Origin of the sequence: Sporosarcina oncorhynchi (assembly GCF_033304615.1) — a bacterium.
GTDB classification, from domain to species: domain Bacteria; phylum Bacillota; class Bacilli; order Bacillales_A; family Planococcaceae; genus Sporosarcina; species Sporosarcina oncorhynchi.
The window spans coordinates 1,133,152-1,155,093 of record NZ_CP129118.1; the positions used below are offsets into that span (position 1 = coordinate 1,133,152).

Annotated in this window: 22 protein-coding genes and 1 other annotated feature; of the genes, 15 read left to right on the forward strand and 7 right to left on the reverse strand. The window is 42.8% G+C overall.

All coding sequences use genetic code 11. The annotated features are described in order from the left end of the window. Positions 1-5: 5 nt before the first annotated feature. Positions 6-671 carry a GntR family transcriptional regulator gene (locus QWT69_RS05305; protein WP_317969699.1) on the reverse strand — a complete coding sequence of 222 codons (666 nt, stop codon included), beginning with the start codon at positions 669-671 and terminating at the stop codon, positions 6-8. An 89-nt stretch (positions 672-760) separates the two neighbouring features. After that, a complete protein-coding gene (locus QWT69_RS05310; RefSeq protein ID WP_317969701.1) occupies positions 761-1,276 on the reverse strand; it encodes a GNAT family N-acetyltransferase in 516 nt (171 codons plus the stop codon). A 126-nt stretch (positions 1,277-1,402) separates the two neighbouring features. Between QWT69_RS05310 and QWT69_RS05315 the strand changes: the two genes are divergently transcribed. The 3 genes from QWT69_RS05315 to QWT69_RS05325 all read left to right on the forward strand — a co-directional run bounded on the left by QWT69_RS05315 (position 1,403) and on the right by QWT69_RS05325 (position 3,365). Beyond that, a complete protein-coding gene (locus QWT69_RS05315) occupies positions 1,403-1,987 on the forward strand; it encodes a 3D domain-containing protein (protein ID WP_317969703.1) in 585 nt (194 codons plus the stop codon). A gap of 104 nt (positions 1,988-2,091) precedes the next feature. Next, a complete protein-coding gene (locus tag QWT69_RS05320) occupies positions 2,092-2,646 on the forward strand; it encodes a DUF4825 domain-containing protein (protein WP_317969705.1) in 555 nt (184 codons plus the stop codon). Beyond that, complete coding sequence (locus QWT69_RS05325) at positions 2,643-3,365, forward strand: SDR family NAD(P)-dependent oxidoreductase (RefSeq protein ID WP_317969707.1); 723 nt, start codon at positions 2,643-2,645, stop codon at positions 3,363-3,365. The genes QWT69_RS05320 and QWT69_RS05325 overlap by 4 nt, the downstream gene beginning before the upstream one ends. A 53-nt stretch (positions 3,366-3,418) precedes the next feature. On the opposite strand, the gene mnmM is transcribed toward QWT69_RS05325, so the two are convergent. Both mnmM and mnmL read right to left on the reverse strand, forming a co-directional pair. Continuing rightward, positions 3,419-4,027: a tRNA 5-(aminomethyl)-2-thiouridylate-methyltransferase MnmM gene (gene mnmM / locus QWT69_RS05330; RefSeq protein ID WP_317969709.1), complete on the reverse strand. Its 609-nt coding sequence runs from the start codon at positions 4,025-4,027 to the stop codon at positions 3,419-3,421. Next, positions 4,024-4,983 (reverse strand): tRNA modification radical SAM protein MnmL/YtqA, encoded by a 960-nt coding sequence (gene mnmL, locus QWT69_RS05335; RefSeq protein ID WP_317969711.1) that lies wholly within the window; start codon positions 4,981-4,983, stop codon positions 4,024-4,026. Before mnmL ends, mnmM begins: the two co-directional genes overlap by 4 nt. Positions 4,984-5,227: 244 nt before the next feature. Here mnmL and QWT69_RS05340 point away from each other — a divergent pair, with 244 nt between their 5' ends. The 4 genes from QWT69_RS05340 to leuS all read left to right on the forward strand — a co-directional run bounded on the left by QWT69_RS05340 (position 5,228) and on the right by leuS (position 10,663). Further along, the gene (locus tag QWT69_RS05340; RefSeq protein ID WP_317969713.1) at positions 5,228-6,409 is read left to right on the forward strand and encodes an MDR family MFS transporter; all 1,182 of its coding nucleotides are present in this window, start codon (positions 5,228-5,230) and stop codon (positions 6,407-6,409) included. Positions 6,410-6,535: 126 nt separating this feature from the next. After that, positions 6,536-7,222, forward strand: a complete 687-nt coding sequence (locus QWT69_RS05345) for a CoA transferase subunit A (RefSeq protein ID WP_317969715.1) — start codon at positions 6,536-6,538, stop codon at positions 7,220-7,222. An 18-nt stretch (positions 7,223-7,240) separates the two neighbouring features. Next, the gene (locus QWT69_RS05350; protein ID WP_317969717.1) at positions 7,241-7,888 is read left to right on the forward strand and encodes a 3-oxoacid CoA-transferase subunit B; all 648 of its coding nucleotides are present in this window, start codon (positions 7,241-7,243) and stop codon (positions 7,886-7,888) included. Positions 7,889-7,953: 65 nt separating this feature from the next. After that, positions 7,954-8,173 (forward strand) — a binding site (T-box leader). A gap of 75 nt (positions 8,174-8,248) precedes the next feature. Next, positions 8,249-10,663 (forward strand): leucine--tRNA ligase, encoded by a 2,415-nt coding sequence (gene leuS, locus QWT69_RS05355; RefSeq protein ID WP_317969719.1) that lies wholly within the window; start codon positions 8,249-8,251, stop codon positions 10,661-10,663. A gap of 59 nt (positions 10,664-10,722) precedes the next feature. Here leuS and QWT69_RS05360 read toward each other — a convergent pair whose 3' ends face one another. Further along, the gene (locus QWT69_RS05360; RefSeq protein WP_317969721.1) at positions 10,723-11,982 is read right to left on the reverse strand and encodes a BaiN/RdsA family NAD(P)/FAD-dependent oxidoreductase; all 1,260 of its coding nucleotides are present in this window, start codon (positions 11,980-11,982) and stop codon (positions 10,723-10,725) included. Between the two features lie 149 nt (positions 11,983-12,131). On the opposite strand from QWT69_RS05360, the gene QWT69_RS05365 reads away from it, so the two are divergent. Both QWT69_RS05365 and QWT69_RS05370 read left to right on the forward strand, forming a co-directional pair. Next, entirely contained in the window at positions 12,132-13,748 is a 1,617-nt protein-coding gene (locus tag QWT69_RS05365; RefSeq protein WP_317969724.1) for a putative polysaccharide biosynthesis protein, read from the forward strand. Positions 13,749-13,751: 3 nt separating this feature from the next. Next, positions 13,752-14,453: a pseudouridine synthase gene (locus QWT69_RS05370; RefSeq protein ID WP_317969726.1), complete on the forward strand. Its 702-nt coding sequence runs from the start codon at positions 13,752-13,754 to the stop codon at positions 14,451-14,453. A gap of 458 nt (positions 14,454-14,911) precedes the next feature. Here QWT69_RS05370 and QWT69_RS05375 read toward each other — a convergent pair whose 3' ends face one another. Continuing rightward, on the reverse strand, positions 14,912-15,133 hold the full coding sequence (locus tag QWT69_RS05375; protein WP_317969728.1) for a DeoR family transcriptional regulator: 222 nt from the start codon (positions 15,131-15,133) through the stop codon (positions 14,912-14,914). Positions 15,134-15,451: 318 nt separating this feature from the next. On the opposite strand from QWT69_RS05375, the gene pepV reads away from it, so the two are divergent. From pepV to QWT69_RS05400, 5 genes are read left to right on the forward strand one after another with little or no spacing between them, the layout of a single operon-like run. Beyond that, positions 15,452-16,861 carry a dipeptidase PepV gene (pepV, locus tag QWT69_RS05380; protein ID WP_431312339.1) on the forward strand — a complete coding sequence of 470 codons (1,410 nt, stop codon included), beginning with the start codon at positions 15,452-15,454 and terminating at the stop codon, positions 16,859-16,861. Then, complete coding sequence (gene dat / locus QWT69_RS05385; RefSeq protein ID WP_317969732.1) at positions 16,858-17,715, forward strand: D-amino-acid transaminase; 858 nt, start codon at positions 16,858-16,860, stop codon at positions 17,713-17,715. The genes pepV and dat overlap by 4 nt, the downstream gene beginning before the upstream one ends. Before the next feature lie 29 nt (positions 17,716-17,744). Then, positions 17,745-18,749, forward strand: a complete 1,005-nt coding sequence (locus QWT69_RS05390) for a nuclease-related domain-containing protein (protein ID WP_317969734.1) — start codon at positions 17,745-17,747, stop codon at positions 18,747-18,749. A gap of 18 nt (positions 18,750-18,767) precedes the next feature. Next, entirely contained in the window at positions 18,768-19,409 is a 642-nt protein-coding gene (trmB, locus tag QWT69_RS05395; protein WP_317969736.1) for a tRNA (guanosine(46)-N7)-methyltransferase TrmB, read from the forward strand. A 23-nt stretch (positions 19,410-19,432) separates the two neighbouring features. Further along, complete coding sequence (locus QWT69_RS05400) at positions 19,433-20,278, forward strand: YtnP family quorum-quenching lactonase (RefSeq protein ID WP_317969738.1); 846 nt, start codon at positions 19,433-19,435, stop codon at positions 20,276-20,278. An 81-nt stretch (positions 20,279-20,359) separates the two neighbouring features. Here the strand turns inward: QWT69_RS05400 and QWT69_RS05405 are convergent, their stop codons facing one another. After that, positions 20,360-20,674, reverse strand: a complete 315-nt coding sequence (locus QWT69_RS05405; protein ID WP_317969739.1) for a hypothetical protein — start codon at positions 20,672-20,674, stop codon at positions 20,360-20,362. 192 nt (positions 20,675-20,866) lie between these two features. On the opposite strand from QWT69_RS05405, the gene QWT69_RS05410 reads away from it, so the two are divergent. Next, positions 20,867-21,940, forward strand: coding sequence for a M42 family metallopeptidase (locus QWT69_RS05410; RefSeq protein ID WP_317969740.1), 1,074 nt, complete (start codon positions 20,867-20,869; stop codon positions 21,938-21,940). The last annotated feature ends 2 nt before the right edge of the window (positions 21,941-21,942 follow it).

Consider the following 21,942-nt stretch of genomic DNA (forward strand, 5'->3'; position numbering starts at 1 on the left):
GAATTTCAAATGTCCTTCTTCAATGATCGAAACTCTTCAATGGCACGCAGCCAATTTTCGCGCATCACTTTAGAAACTGCCTCCGCATTGCCTTCTTTCATCATCCGTAAAATTAGGTTATGCTCTTCGATTGATTTTTCCGTCAAAATGATTGAATTTAAAAAGAATAGTCGTCTAACATGTTTTTGTAAAGAAGCTACCATAGAGTGGATATAGGGATTGGCGGCATTGTCGACAATAATTTGATGGAAATTTTCATCAAGTCTCAATGCTGAATCGTAATCTTTTCGATAAACCGCTTGCGCAAACTCTTCATTCGTCTGCTCCAATTCCGCAAGCATTTCTTTAGTTAGATGTGGAACCGCCAGTTCTGCTGACAGCGCTTGCAAAGCGGCGAGAGGGGGGAGAAGATCTTTGATTGTTTCCGGATCAACTTCCGTTACTTGCGTCGCTTTTCCGGGAAACATTTTGACGAATCCTTCCATTTCGAGAAGTTGGAGGGATTCCCGGATAGGTGTCCTACTGACACCGAGCGCTTGTGCCAATTCGATATCATTCAGTTTTTCACCAGGTTGTAGAGTACCATCGATAATCCAAAGTAATAGTTGGTTTAAAGCGTTTTCTTTTGCTGTCTTACGTGTTGGTTTTTCATGTTCCGAAGGTATCGGCATGTGAAATCACCTTCCTGTTTCTACTAGGGTGTTTCCAGTATACAGGAAGTTCCTGTTTGTGGAAAGTTAGCATATACAGTATATCAGTGTCAAAGTAACCTTGAATAGAAGAGTGAAATATCCTGATCTTCGATAGTAGAGCCATATGCGATTTCTTCACGCACAAGTGTGAATCCTTTTGCTTCATAGAACGGGATACCATACACATTACCTTTTGCTACGGAAACCCACTGTTTAGACGCGTGAAATCTATGTTTTTGGATTTTAGTACAGAAGTCAATCAACCTGGAACCGATTCCTTTCCCCCTTCTATCAGGATCTACATAAAACACATATATTTCTCCGTCTGTTTCATTCAGCATGCCTGCTCCGATTGTTCCGACGATTTTACCGTCTAATTCAGCAACCATATAGCCATGCCAGCTTCTGTCGATTGATGTGACTTCCTGTTTTACACGTTCGACATTGTAATATTTCATAATTAACGCTTCAATATATTGCTCGGAATATAAGTTGCGATACGTAAACCATTGGCTCTTCGAGAGTAGAGGGGCTATACATTCAGCATCTTCTTTCCTAGCCATTCTAACCGATAATTTGGACAATTAAGACCATCCTTTCTGCTGTAACAAATGCTTCGTTTCTGTAATGTGATTGGTTGTGAATTGTAATGTAGTTGTAATATTGCACTGTTAATCTATATACAGACTAATAAGTAGGGAGTAGAAAACTTGAAAAAACATATTGTGACGCTCATTTTTACAGTAGTTTTATTGATCGGTGGAACGACCGAAAGTTTTGCGGCTTCTTTAACGTACACAGTCCAAAAAGGAGATACCCTTTACAAAATCGCTTCCACACACAAAATTACTGTGAATGAATTGAAAAAGCGGAATGATTTGAAATCGAACATCATTCAACCAACCCAAAAATTGACGATTGTTAAAAGCAATGCAGAAGTGAATGGTAAACCAGTTGAGAAGAAAGTGGCCAAAACGCCATCACGTTCGTCAGATGATAACGTGCTGAAAGAATTTACAGTTAACGCGAGTGCTTATACTGCTTCTTGTAACGGGTGTTCAGGAATCACATCAACAGGCATTAACCTTAAACGCAATCCAGATGCAAAAGTAATTGCTGTAGATCCGACAGTTATTCCGTTAGGGACGAAAGTCTACGTTGAAGGATACGGATATGCGATAGCCGGAGATATCGGTGGTTCAATTAAAGGCAATAAAATCGATCTTTTCTTCCCGACAAAAGCAGAAGCTTATAAATGGGGACGGAAAAGCGTTAAAATCAAAATTTTGAAATGATAAATAGCTGCCGGCCCCTTTATTACGAGGGGTTGGTTTTTTAAATTTTCCATTCCTTCTGATAATCATGGTAAACTGGTGAAAAAGATGAACGGGGAGATGGAATGGATAAAAGAAGAATGGTCATCGCACTCATTATCATTATAGCAATTCCGTTATACATTTGGATCGCTTATTATGAAATTCCGAAAAAGGCAGAGGTTGGTGAAGGAAGGCTTCAGCAGGAACCGTTGAAGCATGATTTCACGTCAGCTCTTTCGTTTGAGAACGCGTATATGGGGGATTCTTCGAACAGCAACGGATTATTTGAATCATTACCGTTAAGTGAGTACAAAGGGACAATTGCAATGGATTCAGATAAGCATTCGATGCGTGTTAACTATGAAGTAAACGCATCAGAACTTAATGGGACAGCGGAGCAGGCTGTCCTGTATAATTCAACCGCGGCATTTGTCTTAATTGGAAATCTGAAAGAAATTGAAATGCACTTTACGGATAAAAGCTTCACGGTAAAACGTTTCCTTGTAGAAAATTGGTTTGGAACGGAATTTAATGATCTCAAAGATCCAGCTGTCTTTAAAGAAAAAGTTCAAAACCCGATTGGTGCGGCGGGCGCAGAAAAATGGTTTGAAGTGTATACAGGAGGGAAGATGAATTGAATATTTATATTGTGACAGGTGCTTCAAAAGGAATCGGTCTGGAACTATTCAAGCAACTGAGGAACCGAGGTGACCACGTTATCGGGGTTGCGCGGACGAATCCGCAGGAATTGAAAGGGTTCATTCTTGCAGACTTATCAAAGACAGATTGTCTGGAAGTCATGATCAGACAGATTGTCAAGGACAACCGTTCAAAAGCAAGGACATTTACGCTGATTAATAATGCGGGTATCGTCGACCCGATTGGCCTAATCGGATCGGTCGACTCCGAAACGATGGCAGAAGCGCTTGCGGTCAATCTCACTGCACCAATGATTACTTCAAACGCCTTCATTTCATGTTTAAAGGATTTTGATGGTCCGAAAAAAATCATTAATATCTCTTCAGGTGCCGGACGAAGTGCGTATGAAGGTTGGGGAGTGTATTGTACGACGAAAGCTGGACTCGATCATTTCACAAGAGTGGTCGCGATTGAACAGGAGTCCGTAGATTATCCTGTCAAAGTCGTTTCCATCGCACCAGGTATCATCGATACTGACATGCAGGAAACGATTCGATCGACGAATGAAGATGATTTTCCATTACTTGGCCGTTTTATTGATTATAAAGAACAGGGACATTTAAGCAGTGCAGAAGAGACGGCTTCTAAACTAATCGCCTTCATAGATCGCGAAGATTTCAGCGAGTCCGGTCCGATTGCGGATATCAGGCAAGTATAAGCGCTATTAAGAATATAAAAAGCGGGATGTCCGAACGGCGACATCCTGCTTTTTTACTGTTCACTATTATTAACTTGAGATACTTCAACGAAATCTTTCACTTTTTCGATTGCAATGAGGAATGGAGGATTATTTCGCTGGTTCAGCAGTTCATAACGGATGACGTGGACATCCGATTGATGCAACGATTTGACATAGACGAGCAAAGCATCCCGTTCTTCTGCTCCGCCTTGATGACCGTCATAGACGGATATCGTAATAATCCCGCCTTTTTTCACGAGACCGAGCAATTTGTGAATGGCTTCAATTGTAGATTCTGGTTTCGTAACAACACTCATGTCTTCACTGTAAGGCAGATAACCGAGGTTGAACATTGCACCCCCAATGGGTTTATCCACATAGCGATCGACGTTTGCATGGCTGTCGAGAATGAGTTTGACATTGTGATGTAAATCACCAAGTCTATCGGCAGTTTTATCAAGAGCTGCCTGCTGTATGTCAAAAGCGATGACAGAACCTTCATTCCCGACGAGCTTCGCCAGGAATTCCGTGTCGTTGCCATTTCCAGCAGTCGCGTCAACGACCGTCTCACCAGGCAGAACGGTTTCTGCCAGTAGACGTTTTGCGAAGGGCAACACACGATGTAATAGAATTTGACTCAATGTGATTCCACTACCTTTCCAAAGAACTTTCCTTGATAACTGTTACGCCGCTTTAATTCATCATCGATGCCGTTAAGTACATCCCATTTGGTCACGCTCCACATTGGTCCAATCATCTGGTCAATCGGCCCGTCACCAGTAATGCGATGGATGACCATGGAAGGCGGTAGCACTTCTAGTTGATCGACAACGAGCTTGATATATTTATCTTTTTCAAGGAATTCTACCAACCCTTTTTCATACTGCTTGACCATTGGTGTCCCTTTCAGCAAATGAAGCAAGTGAATCTTAATGCCTTGCACATCCAATTCGGACACTTTTTGTGCCGTTTCCATCATCATGTCATAGTCTTCCATCGGCAATCCATTAATGATATGGGTACATACACGGATGCCGTGTTTCCTCAACTTTTCGACCCCTTCAACGTATGTCGCAAAATCATGCGCACGGTTTACGAGCTTCGCCGTCTTTTCATGTACCGTCTGTAAACCGAGCTCTACCCAAAGATATGTCCGCTCATGTAATTCTGCCAAATAGTCAACGACGTCGTCAGGCAGACAATCAGGACGGGTGCCAATCGACAAGCCTACTACATTTTCTTGTGCAAGCGCTGCTTCAAACTTTTCTTTTAAGACTGGAAGGGGAGCGTGGGTGTTGGTATAGGCTTGGAAGTAGGCCATGTATTTACCATTTTTCCATTTCTGATGCATCCGGTCACGCACTTCGGCAAATTGGACATCAATGGAATCGACTCGGTCTCCCGCGAAATCACCAGAACCGGCCACACTGCAAAATGTACAACCACCAAAGGCCACGGTGCCATCCCGATTCGGACAATCAAAGCCTGCATCTAAAGCCACCTTGAATACCTTGCAACCGAATTCGTCTTTCAAATGACGTGACCATGTATAATAACGTTTTCCTTCAGTCGGGAAAGGAAATATTAAATCATCCATGAACAACAACTCCTCTAACAGTAGATTGTACCACGGAAAAATACATCAATGTCATCTGAATTATAGAACATTTTATGTATATCTTGTCTGTTTACATAAAAAGGCATACACTCGACATATCCGGTACTGTCCCGTTTGCAACCACTTGGAATCCCAAGCTTTGTCCAAGTCACAAATAGGAAAATCGGTGTTTTAGTGTGTTAAAATCCATTGGACTATTCTTAGTGAAACGGAGATAGATGAAATGCCGAAAAAAGTATGGCTCCTCGTCATCGGAATGTTTGTCAATGTCATTGGTAACTCATTTTTATGGCCGTTAAATACAATATATATGCATGAATATCTTGAGAAATCGCTTGCAGTTGCAGGGCTTGTCCTAATGGCGAACGCGGGCGCAGGTGTCATCGGAAATCTCCTGGGCGGCTATTTGTTTGATCGAATTGGTGGTTTCAAAACGATTATGGCAGGGATCATCATTTCCATTGGCGCACTCGCATTTCTCGTTTATAACCACGACTGGTATCCATATATTATTATGCTAACAGTACTAGGATTTAGCGGTGGAATTATATTTCCTAGTATGTTTGCCATGGTTGGCACAGTTTGGCCTGAAGGTGGCAGGAAAGCGTTTAACTCTATTTATCTAGCGCAGAATGTCGGAGTTGCCATTGGGCCGGCATTGGCGGGATTAGTAGCTTCCTTCCATATCGATTATATTTTTGCGGCGAATCTGCTCTTTTATGTTCTATTTCTTGCGCTAGCCTTTTTCAGTTACAGAAAACTTGAAATCGCCCCAGACCGACATACGACTGTAATTCGGGAAGCGAAGCGCATTAAACATAAAGCACCTTTTTATGCACTGCTTATACTTGTATCAGGTTATTTGCTTACCTGGCTTGTCTATTCTCAATGGTCAACGACAATCTCCACGCATGCTTTGTCACTCGGCGTGTCTTTAAGGGAATATAGTTTCATCTGGACGGTCAATGGCTTATTAATTGTCATCGGGCAACCGATTATCCGCCCACTGATTAGAAGGTTGGAAAACCAACTTAAGACGCAGATGATTATCGGCACGAGTATATTTATCGTGTCTTTCATTGTGGTCAGTTTTGCGGGATCGTTTAAGATGTTTATCGTTTCGATGGTGATTTTGACGTTCGGAGAAATGATCGTCTGGCCCGTCATTCCAACGTTGGCGAGTCAACTTGCTCCAAAAGGTCGGGATGGATTCTATCAGGGAATTGTCAACTCTGCTGCCACGGTCGGCCGGATGATTGGTCCTTTTGCAGGCGGGGTTCTTGTCACCATTTACGATATGAAAGTCATGTTGTTGCTATTAACGAGCCTCATGGCCATTACACTAGTCACAACACTACTGTATGATCGACCACTCAAATCAGCAGTTAGTAAGGAGATTATCTAATAAATGCTCAACACCGGATAGCCATTCAGGGTTTTCCGGTTTTTCTGTATATTCTTCGCATAGTAATTGATAGTTTGACCGAATGAAGATAGAATTGAGTCAATGATCTAAAAGGGGGAACGCTACATGAAACCGGTATATTCAACAGCAATGGAAGCGATTTCAAAGATTCAAGATGGAGACACGTTGATGGTAGGGGGCTTCGGCCTTGTCGGCATACCTGAGCAGCTTATTTTGGCGCTTGTCGAAAAAGGTGTGAAGGATTTAACGATTATTTCCAATAACTGTGGGGTTGACGAATGGGGACTTGGCCTTTTATTGAAGGAAAAACAGATAAAAAAAATGATTGGATCTTATGTAGGTGAAAATAAAGAATTTGAACGCCAAGTATTATCAGGTGAAATCGAAGTGGAATTGACACCACAAGGTACACTTGCTGAAAAGATTCGTGCAGGCGGCGCCGGTATACCGGCATTTTATACACCTGCAGGGGTAGGAACGACAGTGGCGGAAGGGAAAGAGATTCGCACGTTCGATGGAAAAGAATACGTTCTTGAAGAGGCATTGGTCGCTGATTTCGCTCTCGTTCGTGCTGCAAAAGCTGACAGAATCGGAAATCTTATCTATAACAAGACTGCACAGAACTTCAATCCGATGATGGCGGCTGCAGGTAAGTTTACAATCGCAGAAGTGGAAGAAATCGTCGAGACAGGTGATTTGAATCCGGCAACCGTACATACGCCGAGCATCTATGTTCAAGGGTTATTGCAAGCGAAACAGGAAAAACGTATAGAGAGACTGACGACTCAATAAGAAAGGGGAATATTCACGATGACAACAGTTAACTTTAGAGAACGAATCGCAAGACGTGCCGAAAAGGAAATCAATGACGGGGATTATGTCAATCTGGGAATTGGTATGCCGACACTCGTTGCCAATTATATTTCGGACAATAAAACCGTTGTGCTCCAATCAGAGAACGGCCTGCTTGGAATCGGACCATATCCTAAAGATTCAGAAGTGGATCCTGATCTGATTAATGCAGGTAAGGAGACCGTGACGACAATACCCGGCTCTTCGTTCTTCGACAGTTCGGAATCATTCGCAATGATTCGCGGCGGACATGTCGATGTTGCGATACTTGGCGGCATGGAAGTGTCTGAAGAAGGAGATTTAGCGAACTGGATGATTCCCGGCAAGATGATCAAAGGAATGGGCGGTGCGATGGATCTCGTACATGGTGCGAAGAAAATCATCGTTATCATGGATCATACGGCAAAAGACGGTTCCCCGAAGATTAAGAAAAAATGCGACCTTCCCCTGACTGGTAAAGGTGTTGTCCATAAAATCATCACAGAACGTGCATTGATTGTAGTGACGCCGGAAGGTCTTGAACTGAAGGAAGTATTTGAAGGTTTTACTATCCAAGAGGTTATTGACTCGACGGAAGCGGACTTAATCGTCAAAGATGTAAAGTGAAGTTAAAAAGCATTGTTGTATTTTGGAACATTTTCGGGTACACTACAATAAAATGATTTCAAATAGCGTTGGCGTTGATGAGGAGCAGTATTCGTGGATAGTCGATAGCAGAGAACAGGCGGTTGGTGCAAGCCTGTACGACGAACGATGAACTCGCCTTTGAGCCTGTATCGGTGAACTATAAAGTAACCGGTGCCGTTTTCCGCGTTAAGGAAACAAGTTGGGCGGCAACTGCCGTCAATTTGGGTGGCACCGCGGGAGTATGCATACAATCTCGTCCCTTATTATTTTTAAGGGACGGGATTTTTTTATTCCCAAAATGCCTGTCATTATTTGAATCGAATTGAAGGGATGAGTTAAATGAGTTATCAACATTTACAGATTGAGAAGAAGTGGCAAAACTATTGGAAAGAAAATAAGATCTACAAAATGGTCGATGACGAATCAAAGCCAAAGTTCTACGCATTGGATATGTTCCCATATCCTTCAGGTGCAGGTCTTCACGTTGGCCATCCGCTCGGTTATATCGCAACGGATATTTTGAGTTCGTTCAAACGCAAGCAAGGGTATAATGTGTTGCACCCGATGGGCTGGGACGCATTCGGCTTGCCTGCGGAACAATATGCGATTGACACAGGAAATGACCCTGCTGAATTTACTGCGAAAAATATTGCGACATTCAAACGTCAGATGAAAGACCTCGGTTTTTCATACGACTGGGACCGTGAAGTGAATACGACGGATCCTAAATATTATAAATGGACGCAATGGATTTTCATCCAACTGTATAAAAAAGGCCTTGCCTATATCGATGAAGTGGCTGTGAACTGGTGTCCAGCACTTGGAACGGTCCTCGCAAATGAAGAAGTGATCGATGGTAAATCAGAGCGTGGCGGTCATCCTGTAGAACGCCGTCCAATGCGTCAATGGGTTTTGCGTATTACGGAATATGCAGATCGTCTACTTGAAGATCTTGATGATCTTGATTGGTCAGAAAGTCTGAAAGATATGCAACGCAATTGGATTGGTAAATCAGAAGGTGCACAACTGAAATTTGAAATCGACGGTACTGCCTTGTCGTTTGAAGCGTTTACGACTCGTCCGGATACAATTTTCGGTGCTACTTATGCGGTACTTGCACCTGAACATAAACTTGTAGACCAAATAACGACTGTAGAGCAACAGGAAGCAGTAGCTGCTTATCTTGATAAAGTAAAAACGAAGAGTGATCTTGAAAGAACCGATCTTGCGAAAGAGAAAACAGGCGTCTTTACAGGGGCTTATGCCATCAACCCTGCAAGTGGTGAAAAAATGCCTATCTGGATTGCTGACTATGTACTCTCTACATATGGAACAGGTGCAATTATGGCAGTTCCGGCTCATGATGAGCGGGATTATGAGTTTGCGACAGAATTCGATTTGCCGATTGTTGAAGTTGTTTCTGGTGGAGACATTTCCAAAGAGGCATATACAGGTGATGGCGTACATGTGAATTCGGATTTCCTGAATGATCTTGGCAAAGACGAAGCAATTGAGAAAGCGATTGAATGGTTCGTTGCTCAAGAGAAAGGCGAAAAGAAAATTACGTACCGTCTGCGTGACTGGTTGTTCTCAAGACAGCGTTATTGGGGAGAGCCAATTCCAATCATTCATTGGGAAGATGGTTCAATGACACCTGTTGACGAATCGGAATTGCCATTGGAGCTGCCGAAAACAGATAATATTAAACCGAGTGGTACAGGTGAGTCACCGCTAGCAAACATTGAAGAGTGGATTAATGTCACTGATCCGGAAACAGGCATGAAAGGCCGTCGCGAAACGAATACGATGCCGCAATGGGCAGGAAGCTGTTGGTATTATTTGCGTTATATCGATCCGGATAATGATGAAATGCTAATTGATCCGAAATTGGCTGAACGATGGTTGCCAGTCGACATCTATGTCGGTGGAGCAGAGCACGCAGTCCTTCACTTGCTCTACGCACGTTTCTGGCACAAAGTGCTATACGATATCGGAGTGGTGCCAACGAAAGAGCCATTCCAAAAACTCTTTAACCAAGGGATGATTCTCGGTGAAGGTCACGTAAAAATGTCCAAATCACTAGGCAATGTCATCAATCCGGACGACATCGTTCATTCACACGGAGCTGACACGCTACGTCTGTATGAAATGTTCATGGGACCACTTGATGCATCGAAAGAGTGGTCAACAAACGGTCTGGAAGGTTCACGCAGATTCCTTGACCGTATCTGGCGTCTGTTCGTCAATGAAGACGGCACATTAAGTTCGAAGATCGGTGGAGAACCAGGCGGATCGATTGAAAAGATCTATCACCAGACTGTCAAGAAAGTGACAGAGGACTATGAAGGGATGCGTAATAATACGGCGATATCCCAATTGATGGTGTTCATTAATGAAGGCTATAAAGTGGATTCGATTCCAAAAGAATTCGTCGAAGGCTTCCTATTGCTGATTTCACCGATCACGCCGCATCTGGCTGAAGAACTGTGGGAGAAGCTCGGTCATAATGAGTCCATCACATATGCGCAATGGCCGACGTATGATGAGACGAAATTGACAGATGATACAGTTGAAATCGCAGTGCAAATTAATGGTAAGGTCCGTGCGAAACTGAATGTAGCGAAAGATATCAACAAAGAAGACCTTGAAAAAGTTGCACTTGAAGACGAAGAAGTTAAGAAGTGGATTGACGGCAAAGAATTGAAGAAAGTCATTGCAATACCTGGACGATTAGTCAACATCGTTGCGGTATAAGCATATAAGTGAAGAATCCGCGATAGAGCATTGCGCTCTGTCGCGGATTCTTTACTTGCTTACAATGAAAATGCACCGGCGCTCATCCCTGCGATTCTGCCTGTGACGAGTGCTGATGTTATGTTATACCCACCTGTGTAGCCGTGGATATCGATAATTTCCCCACAGAAGAAAAGTCCTTTCTTCTTTCGGGATGCCATTGTTTTCGGCTCGATTTCTTTTGTCGAGACGCCACCGCCAGTGACAAAAGCTTTCTCGATCGGTTGCGTGCCGTTCACGGTCATCGGGAATTCTTTTAGCAATTGCGCAAGCTTCCTGATTTTCTCATTGGAAAGTCCAGCACCAATATCCGAATGATCGATGCATGCCTGATCGAATAAAAATAACAGCCAACGTTCAGGGGCAATACCTTTTAAGCTGTTTTTGATTGCTTTCTTTGGATCTTCTTTCAACATCGCATGTATCGTCTGGAAAGCTTTTTCTTTGTTCATGTCTGGCAGTGAATCGATTCGCATGTCCACGGGTTTATTGCCATTCTTCATACGCTCTTTGACGACGTATTGGCTACAACGTAAAATGGCCGGGCCACTTAACCCGAAATGGGTGAATAGCATATCCATCTGGTGGGTAACAAGTGTCTTTCCTTTTGCATTAAGCACGGAGACTGCCACGTCACGAAGAGCGAGACCTTGTAGTTCTTTCGTTTGGATGAAATGCTCATCCGATAGTAGAGGCACTTCCGTCGGATATAATTCCGTGACGGTATGTCCGGCTTTCTCAGCCCATGGATATCCATCTCCTGTACTGCCGGTTTGCGGGACTGCTTTTCCACCAACTGCAAGGACAACTGCATTTGCACGAACCTCTTCACCATCTTCTAGACGTACACCTAGTATACGTTCATCGTCCATAAGTAGTTTTTTCACTCTCGTCGATAGACGCACTTCAACGTGTAAACGATCCATCTCGTCAAGAAGGGCGTTCACGACATCCTTCGCTTTGTTTGATACGGGAAACATTCTACCGTGATCTTCTTCTTTTAAAGGAACGCCGAGTCCTTCGAAAAAAGTGATGATATCTTCATTGTTGAAAACAGAAAAAGGACCGTAGAGGAAACGACCGTTTCCGGGAATGTTTTTGACTATTTCCTCAAGCGGTAAGCGATTTGTGACGTTACAACGTCCACCACCTGAAATAGATAATTTATTGCCAAGCTTTTTTCCTTTGTCGAGCAACAGTACTTTATTGCCGTGTTCTGCAGCTGCGATAGAGGCCATCAATCCTGAGGGACCCCCACCGACGATAATAACGTCATACATATATGGAACCACACTTTCAGTTTTTCTCCATTATACATCATGTGTCCACTATAATAGATGTATGCGATAATCATTGTGAAAACTTATTGTCGGATGTAAACTGTTAAGTAGCTCAAATCGAGAAGTATTAAAGATAGGAAGGATCATACATGTCATCAAACCTTGTGAAAGGCACAGCCATTTTAACGATAGGGCTGTTTTTATCGAAAGCGCTCGGACTTTTATATGTTATTCCTTTTTATGCGATTGTTGGGGAAGAGAATATCGGACTATACCAATACGCGTATATACCTTATAATCTTGCACTTGCAGTGGCAATATCAGGAGCGCCACTTGCTATTTCAAAATTTGTTTCGAAATATAATGCGGTAGGCGATTATGCTACCGGACGGAAATTGATGAAATCTGGGATGCTTGTAATGACAGTGACTGGTATTATGTCATTCTTAGTCCTGTTTTTCATGGCGGAACCGATTGCGAATCTAGTCATACGCGATGACGAACAAATCTTCACAGTCGAAGAAATTAAAACTGTCATCCGTTGGGTAAGTTTCGCATTGCTTGCAGTGCCGCTCATGAGTATTGTTCGTGGATATCTCCAAGGTAATCAGAAGTTCGAACCCACATCAGTTTCACAACTCGTAGAACAGATTGTCCGTATTATTGTTGTGTTAATTGGTGCCTATATCGTCGTGAATGTTTTGGATCTATCGCCACGGACAGCTGTGAATTTCGCCGTGTTTGCCGCATTCATTGGTGCACTAGCGGGACTTGTCGTCCTTTATCGATACTGGCTGAAATATAAACCTGAATTTGAAAACCTATATGCAAACAGCCCTCCAGCAAGTGATATAACGTTTATTGACATGTACAAAGAAGTAATTGGCTATACGATTCCTTTTGTGCTCGTTGGTGTCATCAATCCTCTTTATCAATTTGTCGATATGATTACTTTTAATGATGCGATGAAGTCGATTGGACAATCCGGCGTTACAGATATCTATTTGACAATGCTTAACTTCCTGACACATAAAGTTGTCATGATTCCTGTTATGGTCGCTACTGGATTTTCAATGGCATTAATTCCCGTCATTACAGGCTATTATACGAAAAAAGACCAAAAAGGCATTACTCGGTCATTGGATCAGACATTCCAAATTATGATCTTCCTGACAGTACCGATGGTAATTGGTTTGATGGTTCTCTCGAATGAATTTTATACTTTCTTGTACAGTGAAAATCCGGTCGGTTCGCAAGTGTTGGCCTCTTACGCACCTGTTGCAATCCTGTTCGCCTTGTTCACTGTAACAGCAGCAATTCTTCAAGGAATTAACAAACATAAATGGATCGTCTTCACATCCCTTGCAGGGTTGTTAGTGAAGATGATTATCAACGTACCACTTATTAAAATATTTGAAGTGAACGGCGCGATTGCAGCAACTGCCATTGGGTATGGTATTGCAGTATCCATCAATCTGTTCGTTATCTTTAAAGTGTTACACTATCACTCACAAATGGTTCTACGGCGGATCATCCTTATCGCCATCTTCAACGTAATCATGTTCGTAGCTGTCCACTTTACATTGAAAGGACTTCTTGCAATCAGTCCTGTTGATGGTAAGATGCAAGCATTGCTATATGTGCTGATTTGCGCATTTGTCGGAGCGGTCATCTACGGTGCATTATCGCTTAAATCGGGGCTTGCTCAAAAGCTATTTGGCGATAGATTAACGAGAATTACAAAGAAATTTGGTTTTGGAGGCTAATTAATGCGACTAGATAAATTTGTCTCAAATATGGGATTTGGTTCTAGGAAAGAAGTGAAAGGTCTCTTGAAAAAAGGGGCTATAGCAGTAAACGGCAAACCGGTGAAAGATTCTTCATTTCATGTTGATGAAAAAAACGATGAAGTTACGCTCTTTGGAGAAAAAATCGTCTACCGTGAATTCATCTATTTGATGATGCACAAACCACAAGGTGTCATTTCTGCGACAGAAGACAATCGAGACCGTACTGTCATCGATCTGTTGGAGGATGAGTACCGGCATTTCGAACCATTTCCAGTAGGCAGGCTCGACAAGGATACGGAAGGATTGCTACTCATAACGAATGACGGCAAGTTAACTCACGAATTATTATCGCCGAAAAAAGAAGTACCGAAAATGTATTTTGCACATATTGAAGGAGTAGTTACTGAGGATGATAGTAAACGATTTGCTCAAGGCGTCACTTTGGACGACGGATATTTCACAAAACCCGGTCAGTTGCGGATATTGAAGTCTGATGAAATATCAGAAATAGAATTGACGATTACAGAAGGGAAATTCCATCAAGTGAAGCGTATGTTTGAAGCGGTTGGAAAGAAGGTCATTTATCTGAAGCGCATGTCGATGGGCCCTTTAAAATTGGATGAATCGCTGCAGCTTGGTGAATACAGGGAATTGACAGAAGAGGAAATTGCGATGTTGTGAGATGAAAAGGCTGAACGGACTAACGTTCAGCCTTTTCATTCGTTCAGCGCTTGTCGAGCCTAAACGGCGCCCTTCGCTTTTGTTGACGTCTAGCTCCGGGCGCCAGCTGCTCGGGTCATAAGCAAAGCTGTTGCGTGGCAGAGAGCGCCACTTCACATCTTCGACTTATGCCTGTCGCAGCTACACGGCGCCCTTCGCTTTTGTTGACGTCTAGCTACAGGCGCCAGTCCCTCGAGTCGCTTCAGGGATAGCGAAAAGGCAAAGTGCGCGCCTTTTGGCTATCCCCTCCAGCGCTTGTCGGGCCTAAACGGCGCCCTTCGCTTTTGTTGACGTCTAGCTCCGGGCGCCAGCTGCTCGGGTCATAAGCAAAGCTGTTGCGTGGCAAAGAGCGCCACTTCACATCTTCGACTTATGCCTGTCGCAGCTAAACGGCGCCCTTCGCTTTTGATTAGAGTGTATTAGGAGGACAATTTAACTTTTTTCTCTGTTGTTGTCCATTTCCCGCGAGCGGGACTTATGATGAGCTCGTTGTATTCGAGGACATTTAAGTCCCTTTGTGCTGTACGGTTTGTGATGCCGAATTCCTCGACAACATTTTCCGTTGTGACGACACCCCGGTCAAGGATATAGAAATAGACATCCTTGATGCGGGTAAGCATTCGATCAGTAGCTGGCTTCAACTGTAGATCCACTCCTCATCTTCATTTTCCAAAAACAATGGGCATGAGACTATTGAATGTTACCTATGCGAGTTGAAATTGCCTCCGATAATGCACTCCTTTCATCAGAACGTCGCGTCAGATGCAATGTTCTGACAATATAAGTATACCTTATTTTTACCAATAAAACATGAATTGTTTGTTAATAGTTTGTGAAATGTGTTTACCCCTTTATTTTCTAAGCTGAACGTGTGAAAATAGGTTAACTGGATTTTGTTGAAACATTTAGTTTCACGAAACTGTTGGTATGACATTATGAGAGAGAAGGTGCTCCATTTGTTGAACTGGAATGACAAAGTCACGGAAAAGCAGGATGAACTACTCGAGGATTTACAAAAATTAATATCCTTTCCTTCAATATTAGATGAATCAATAGCAACTGTTGATGCGCCATTCGGTCCTGAGCCGAAACGTGCGCTCGAATGGCTTTTGGAGGAAGGTGCAAAAGCAGGTTTCAAAGTGAAAAATGTTGACAATATGGCCGGACATATCGAAATGGGGGAGGGCGAAGAACTGCTTGGTATTCTTTGTCATGTCGATGTCGTGCCTGCCGGCGGAAATTGGACTTATGGTCCGTTTGATGGCACGGTCGCTGATGGGAAGCTGTTCGGACGTGGAGCAATCGATGATAAGGGCCCTACAATGGCTGCCTGGCATGCGATGAAGATGGTGAAGGAAGCAGGTATTCCATTGAACCGCCGCGTTCGTCTCATTATAGGCACTGATGAAGAAAGCGGATTCAGATGTGTTGATCGGTATTTTGAGAAAGAAGAGATGCCAACATTCGGTTTCGCACCCGACGCGGATTTCCCAATCATCAATGCTGAAAAAGGAATTGCTGGACTTGTATTTTCACAAAAGACACAAACGCCAGATGGTCAGCTCCTCCATTTTAAATCTGGAGATCGAACGAATATGGTTCCTGATTTCGCGTTAGCACACGTTAAAGCGGATTTCTCCGAGATTCATCAAAAGTTCGAAAGTTTTATGAATATCCATGATGTTGCCAGTGCAATGGTTGAAAAAAATGATGTAATTGAAATCACTGTGCACGGAAAATCGGCACATGCAATGGAACCGGATAACGGAGTTAACGCCGCCGTCCTGCTAGCTTCATTCTTAAACAAAATTTTCGATGAAGGGGAGTCAAAAGACTTTACCCAATTTGTTCTTGATGCTTTTGGCAATGAATCACGCGGGCGGTATTTAGGCTTGGCTTTCAATGATGAAATATCGGGAGACACGACATTGAATGCTGGAATCGTTTCTTTCACGCCTGAAAAAGGAGGTAAAATCATCGTGAGTATGCGTTACTCTGTCACATATCCGTTTGAAGAGAAAATCGCAACTTGTGATGACCGCCTGATAGAAACAGCTTTCAGTTTAAGTGTCCAATCCAATTCCGAGCCGCACCATGTTGATGCAGATGACCATCTTATTAAAACGTTACAAGAAATTTATACGGCTTATACCGATGAAGAGGCTAAGTTGCTGGCGATTGGTGGAGGGACGTATGCCCGTGTGCTAGAAAAAGGTGTCGCTTTCGGAATGCTTTTCCCTGGAAGAGAAGATGTCGCACACCAAGCGGATGAATATGTATATATAGAGGACCTGTTGAAAGCGACTGCGATTTATGCGGAAGCAATTAGTCGACTTGCAGGCGAAAATAATGAGGGGGATACAGTATGACAATTTACTTTATCGATGGACAATTCACGGAGAAGGATGGAGTAAAGATTTCCATCGATGATCGAGGGTATTATTTTGGTGACGGCGTCTACGAAGTGATAAAAGTATACAATGGTGAACTATACACGGCTGAAGAACATATGACGAGATTATTCCAAAGTGCTTCAAAAATCAAATTGGCGATTCCACATACAGAGCGTCAGCTCATCGAGATAGCTGAAGAACTTGTGAAGAAGAATGAAATCGACACGGGACATGTTTATATGCAAGTTACACGCGGGGCTACGCAGCGTTTGCATCATTTCCCGGAAACAAATGTCTCGCCTGTTGTGACTGCTTATGCGATTCTCAATCCGCGTCCGTTGACAAATCTAAAGGACGGTGTTGCAACAAAGACTGTCGATGATATTCGTTGGTTGCGCTGTGACATCAAAAGTTTGAATCTACTTGGCAATGTCATGGCGAAACAGGAAGCGCATGAAGCGGAGTGTGCTGAAGCGATCTTTGTCCGGGACGGAATTGTCATGGAAGGTTCTTCTTCTAACATGTTCGGTGTCAAGGGTGGGGTTGTGTATACCCATCCAGCTACGAATCTAATTTTGAACGGAATAACTCGCCGAGTGGTTATGCAACTTTGCGCGGATTTGGGTATACAAGTGGAAGAGAAAGAATTTACAACCGAAGAAGCGTTTGAAATGGATGAATTTATAATGACTTCAACAACAGCTGAAGTCACACCTGTTATTTCAATTGATGGTAAACAAATCGGTTCAGGAGCACCGGGACCGATTACTATGAAATTGCAAGAAGCCTTTGCAAAACAGCTCCCATTAGCAGTAATAGGTAAAGGATGAAGATTGCCAACTGATCGGAGTGGATAGAATTGGCGCAACTCGTCAAACTGCTTGATTATGTCTCTAGGTACCAAAATGATCTGTCGCGTTATCCGACACAATATATCAGACTGAAAAATTCCCAATGGGATCGTATGAAACGCCAATGGGAAATGGAAGGGGATCTGTCCGACTGGAGACAGATTCCTGATGAACCCGAAGAACAGGCGGAAGAAACGAAATGGTTTTCGTCTATCTTTAAACTGTTGAAAAGAACAGAGTCGGCAGAAGTGATTGAAGAAGAGGAAGTAAGAGTTGATGAGGATGAAACGAATATATTCGATTTCAATCCGAATATCATTTATCAGCCAAAAAGTCTGGAAGAGTTAAGGAAACTGTACTTAGATCAATTGTTCCATTTCCAGTTGAAATGGGCAAGTTCAACTATGCTCGAACGTTCTCGGATGGATGCTAACTATATTCGAGATCCTCTCCTGCGTAGTTTTACGCAAAAATTGCCAGACAGTTTTCTGTTGTTTTATTATCCGATTCTCAAAGTGAAAAAAGCGCCAGTCGAATTAGATGTCATTCTCATCACGCCTGTAGACTGTCTTTGTATCAAAGTACTCGAACAGGAAGATGTGGCTGCTTTCATTGGGAATAACGAACGTTTCTGGACGAAAAAGCTGGGTGATGACGAAACAAAAGTGCTGAATCCGCTAATTGGACTGAACCGGATGGAAAAAATCATTACTGGAATTATATCCGCACAAGGAATCGAATTCCCAGTGAGGAAAATACTCATTTCAAGAAACGGCTATATTGATTATCCAGGTGTTCCATTTGATACGAAAATCATTGACCGACGCACGTATGATAACTGGTTTTTATCACTGCAGAAATCGGTAACACCTATGAAATTCAATCAGTTCAAAGCTGCGCAATCCATTTTAGACAATGTTCAAACGACAGCTGTCAGCAGACTTTTTGGAGAACCGATAGAACCTGAAGAAGATGAAGGTCAAAATCGAAATGAAATTGATATTAACGAATAGAAAAGAGTGTAGAACATTATGCGATTACGCAATAAACCATGGGCAAAAGATTTTATGCTTGAACACCCGGATGTCGTGATTTTCGAAGATCAGAAGGTGAATGATTGGCAAGGAATTTTTGGTAATGAAAATCCGATTCATGTAGAAGTTGGAACCGGCAAAGGACAGTTTGTCATCGGTATGGCGAAAGCGAATCCTCATATCAATTACATCGGCATCGAACATTTTGACAGTGTCATTGTTTCTGCACTAGAAAAAGTGATAGAGGCTGAAAAACCATCAAACTTAAGACTAATCCGAGGCAACGGTGCTAATCTTGAAGAATTGTTCAAAGCGGGGGAATTGGACAGGGTATTCCTCAACTTTTCCGATCCATGGCCGAAAACAAGACATGCCAAGCGCAGGTTGACACATGGAACATTTCTACAACGCTACAAAAATGTTTTAAAACAAGACGGGGAAATTCATTTCAAGACAGATAACCGGTTACTGTTTGAATATTCCTTAGTATCGATGTCCGAATTCGGCATGATCTTAAAAGAAGTATCGCTTGATCTTCATGCGGAAATGCCTGAAGACAATATTATGACAGAATACGAAGAAAAGTTTTCAGCAAAAGGACAACCAATTTACCGATTGGAGTCCTATTTCAAACAGTGAAGATAATGTAAAGGGGTGTTTGTATGGATACATATTCTTTCCATGAGATGCAACTAACATGGCTTGACGGTGGGGTGAACTATCTTGATGGGGGGACGATGTTTGGAGTCGTACCGAAAGCATTATGGTCACGCCGATATGCACCGGATGACAACAATTTGATTGAACTGCGGACAGATCCGATACTCCTTACCTATGCAGGCAAGCATATTCTTATCGATTCCGGTATTGGTAAAGGAAAAATGTCGGACAAGATGAAACGGAATTTAGGTGTGCGGTCTGAGACAAAGGTTGAAGAAAGCCTGGCTGAACTGCACTTAACACCACTTGACATCGATATCATTCTCATGACGCATCTTCATAATGATCATGCAGCAGGATTGACGGGATGGATAGACGACAAGCTCGTGTCCATTTTTCCGAATGCAGACATCTATGTATCACAAATTGAATGGGATGAGATGAAGGATCCGAATATCCGCTCTAGGAATACGTACTGGAAAGAGAATTGGGAACCAATCCAAGCACAAATAAAAACATTTGAAGAGCATACCGAAATACTACCTGGAGTGGAAATGATCCATACAGGCGGCCACAGTGACGGTCATAGTATTATCAAACTGACACAAAACGATGAAACAATCATCCATATGGCGGACATCATGCCGACGCATGCCCATAGCAATCCATTATGGGTGTTGGCCTACGACGATTATCCAATGACATCAATTTATGCAAAAGAAAAAATCATGAAGGAAGCGTTGGCGAATAACTATCGTTTCATCTTTTACCATGATGCAGTGTATCGGCTCGTACAGTGGGATCAGGCCGGCAAGGAGATTACCGAAGCGGTTGAACGAACAAAGTGATACAATGTCGTTCAATTCCATATAAAAAGTAGAGGAAGCGATTGCTTATCCTCTACTTTTTTCTTACTTATAAGGTTTTAATTACTTTTGGTTTAATTCGACGACAGTGCCAGTCTCAGCATTTGCTGCAAATTCAAATTGCTCTAACTCGCCATTTCTGATTCTGGAAATACCGCCACGGTATACATCCATTGACAGTACATGGTTTGTGAACGGTTCAGGCTTCATGACAATCCAGGATCCGTCGATCGGCCCTTCTTTTTTGAACGCGTCTTTCACCGAGTTCAAGACGTTCTCTGCTGATGTGTTCGGGTTCATCTTTCCATAAGCCTGATTTACTATTAGGCCTGCTGCTACACCCGTTAAAATGCCTGCTACGAAATCTTTTGCTTTCATACGCGTGAAACCCCCTCAATCAATCTTTTACAAGTGTATCATATTCTGTATGAATAATCCTCCATGATAAATCATCTATAGAGTGAGTGCTAGCAAGAAGGAAATTTCGGAAAGCTAAATATTCAGGATGGAAAGTTTCTGAATACTGCACTATACTAAATGGAGTACATATTGAATTGGGGGAATTTTTTCATGAATAAAGAAACACTGGAAATGTTCAAAACGTTGACTGAAACACCCGCTGCACCTGGAAATGAACATATGTTACGTGCCTATATGCGTGAAGAACTTGGAAAATATTCTGACGAGCTAATCCAAGACAATCTTGGTGGCGTATTCGGTGTTCGTAAAGGTGCAGAAAACGCACCTAAAATAATGGTTGCAGGACATATGGATGAAGTTGGATTCATGGTAACAGCAATCACGGATAACGGAATGCTGCGCTTTCAACCGCTTGGCGGATGGTGGAGTCAAGTATTGCTTGCACAACGTGTCCATATTATTACGGAAGATGGTCCGATTGTTGGCGTAATCGGTTCAATTCCACCACATCTGTTAAGCGATGAAGTTCGTAATCGGCCAATGGATATCAAAAACATGCTAATCGATATCGGTGCTGATGATAAAGCGGATGCACAAAAAATCGGTATCCGTCCTGGTCAGCAGATTGTTCCCATCTGTCCATTCACACCAATGGCGAATGAAAAGAAAATCATGGCGAAAGCATGGGATAATCGTTACGGTTGCGGTTTAGCAATCGAATTATTAAAAGAAGTGCACGGAACTGAACTTCCGAACACACTATATTCTGGCGCGAATGTTATGGAAGAAGTCGGATTGCGTGGGGCACAAGCTGCTGCACGTATGATCGATCCAGATTTGTTCTTCGCACTGGATGCCAGTCCCGCAAACGACGCTTCAGGCAATAAAAATGAATTCGGTCAATTAGGTAAAGGTACGCTGCTCCGGATTATGGACCGTTCGATGGTCACACACCGCGGCATGAGAGAGTTCATACTTGATACAGCCGAATCGAACAATATTCCTTATCAATACTTTGTCTCGCAAGGCGGAACAGATGCAGGTCAAGTTCATATTTCCAATGAAGGTGTACCGAGTGCAGTCATTGGTATCTGCTCTCGTTACATCCATACTGCAGCATCAATTATCCATACAAATGATTATGCAGCAGCAAAGGAACTACTTGTAAAACTTGTGAAAGCATGCGACAAGACAACTGTTGAAACGATTAAAAGTAACGTCTGATA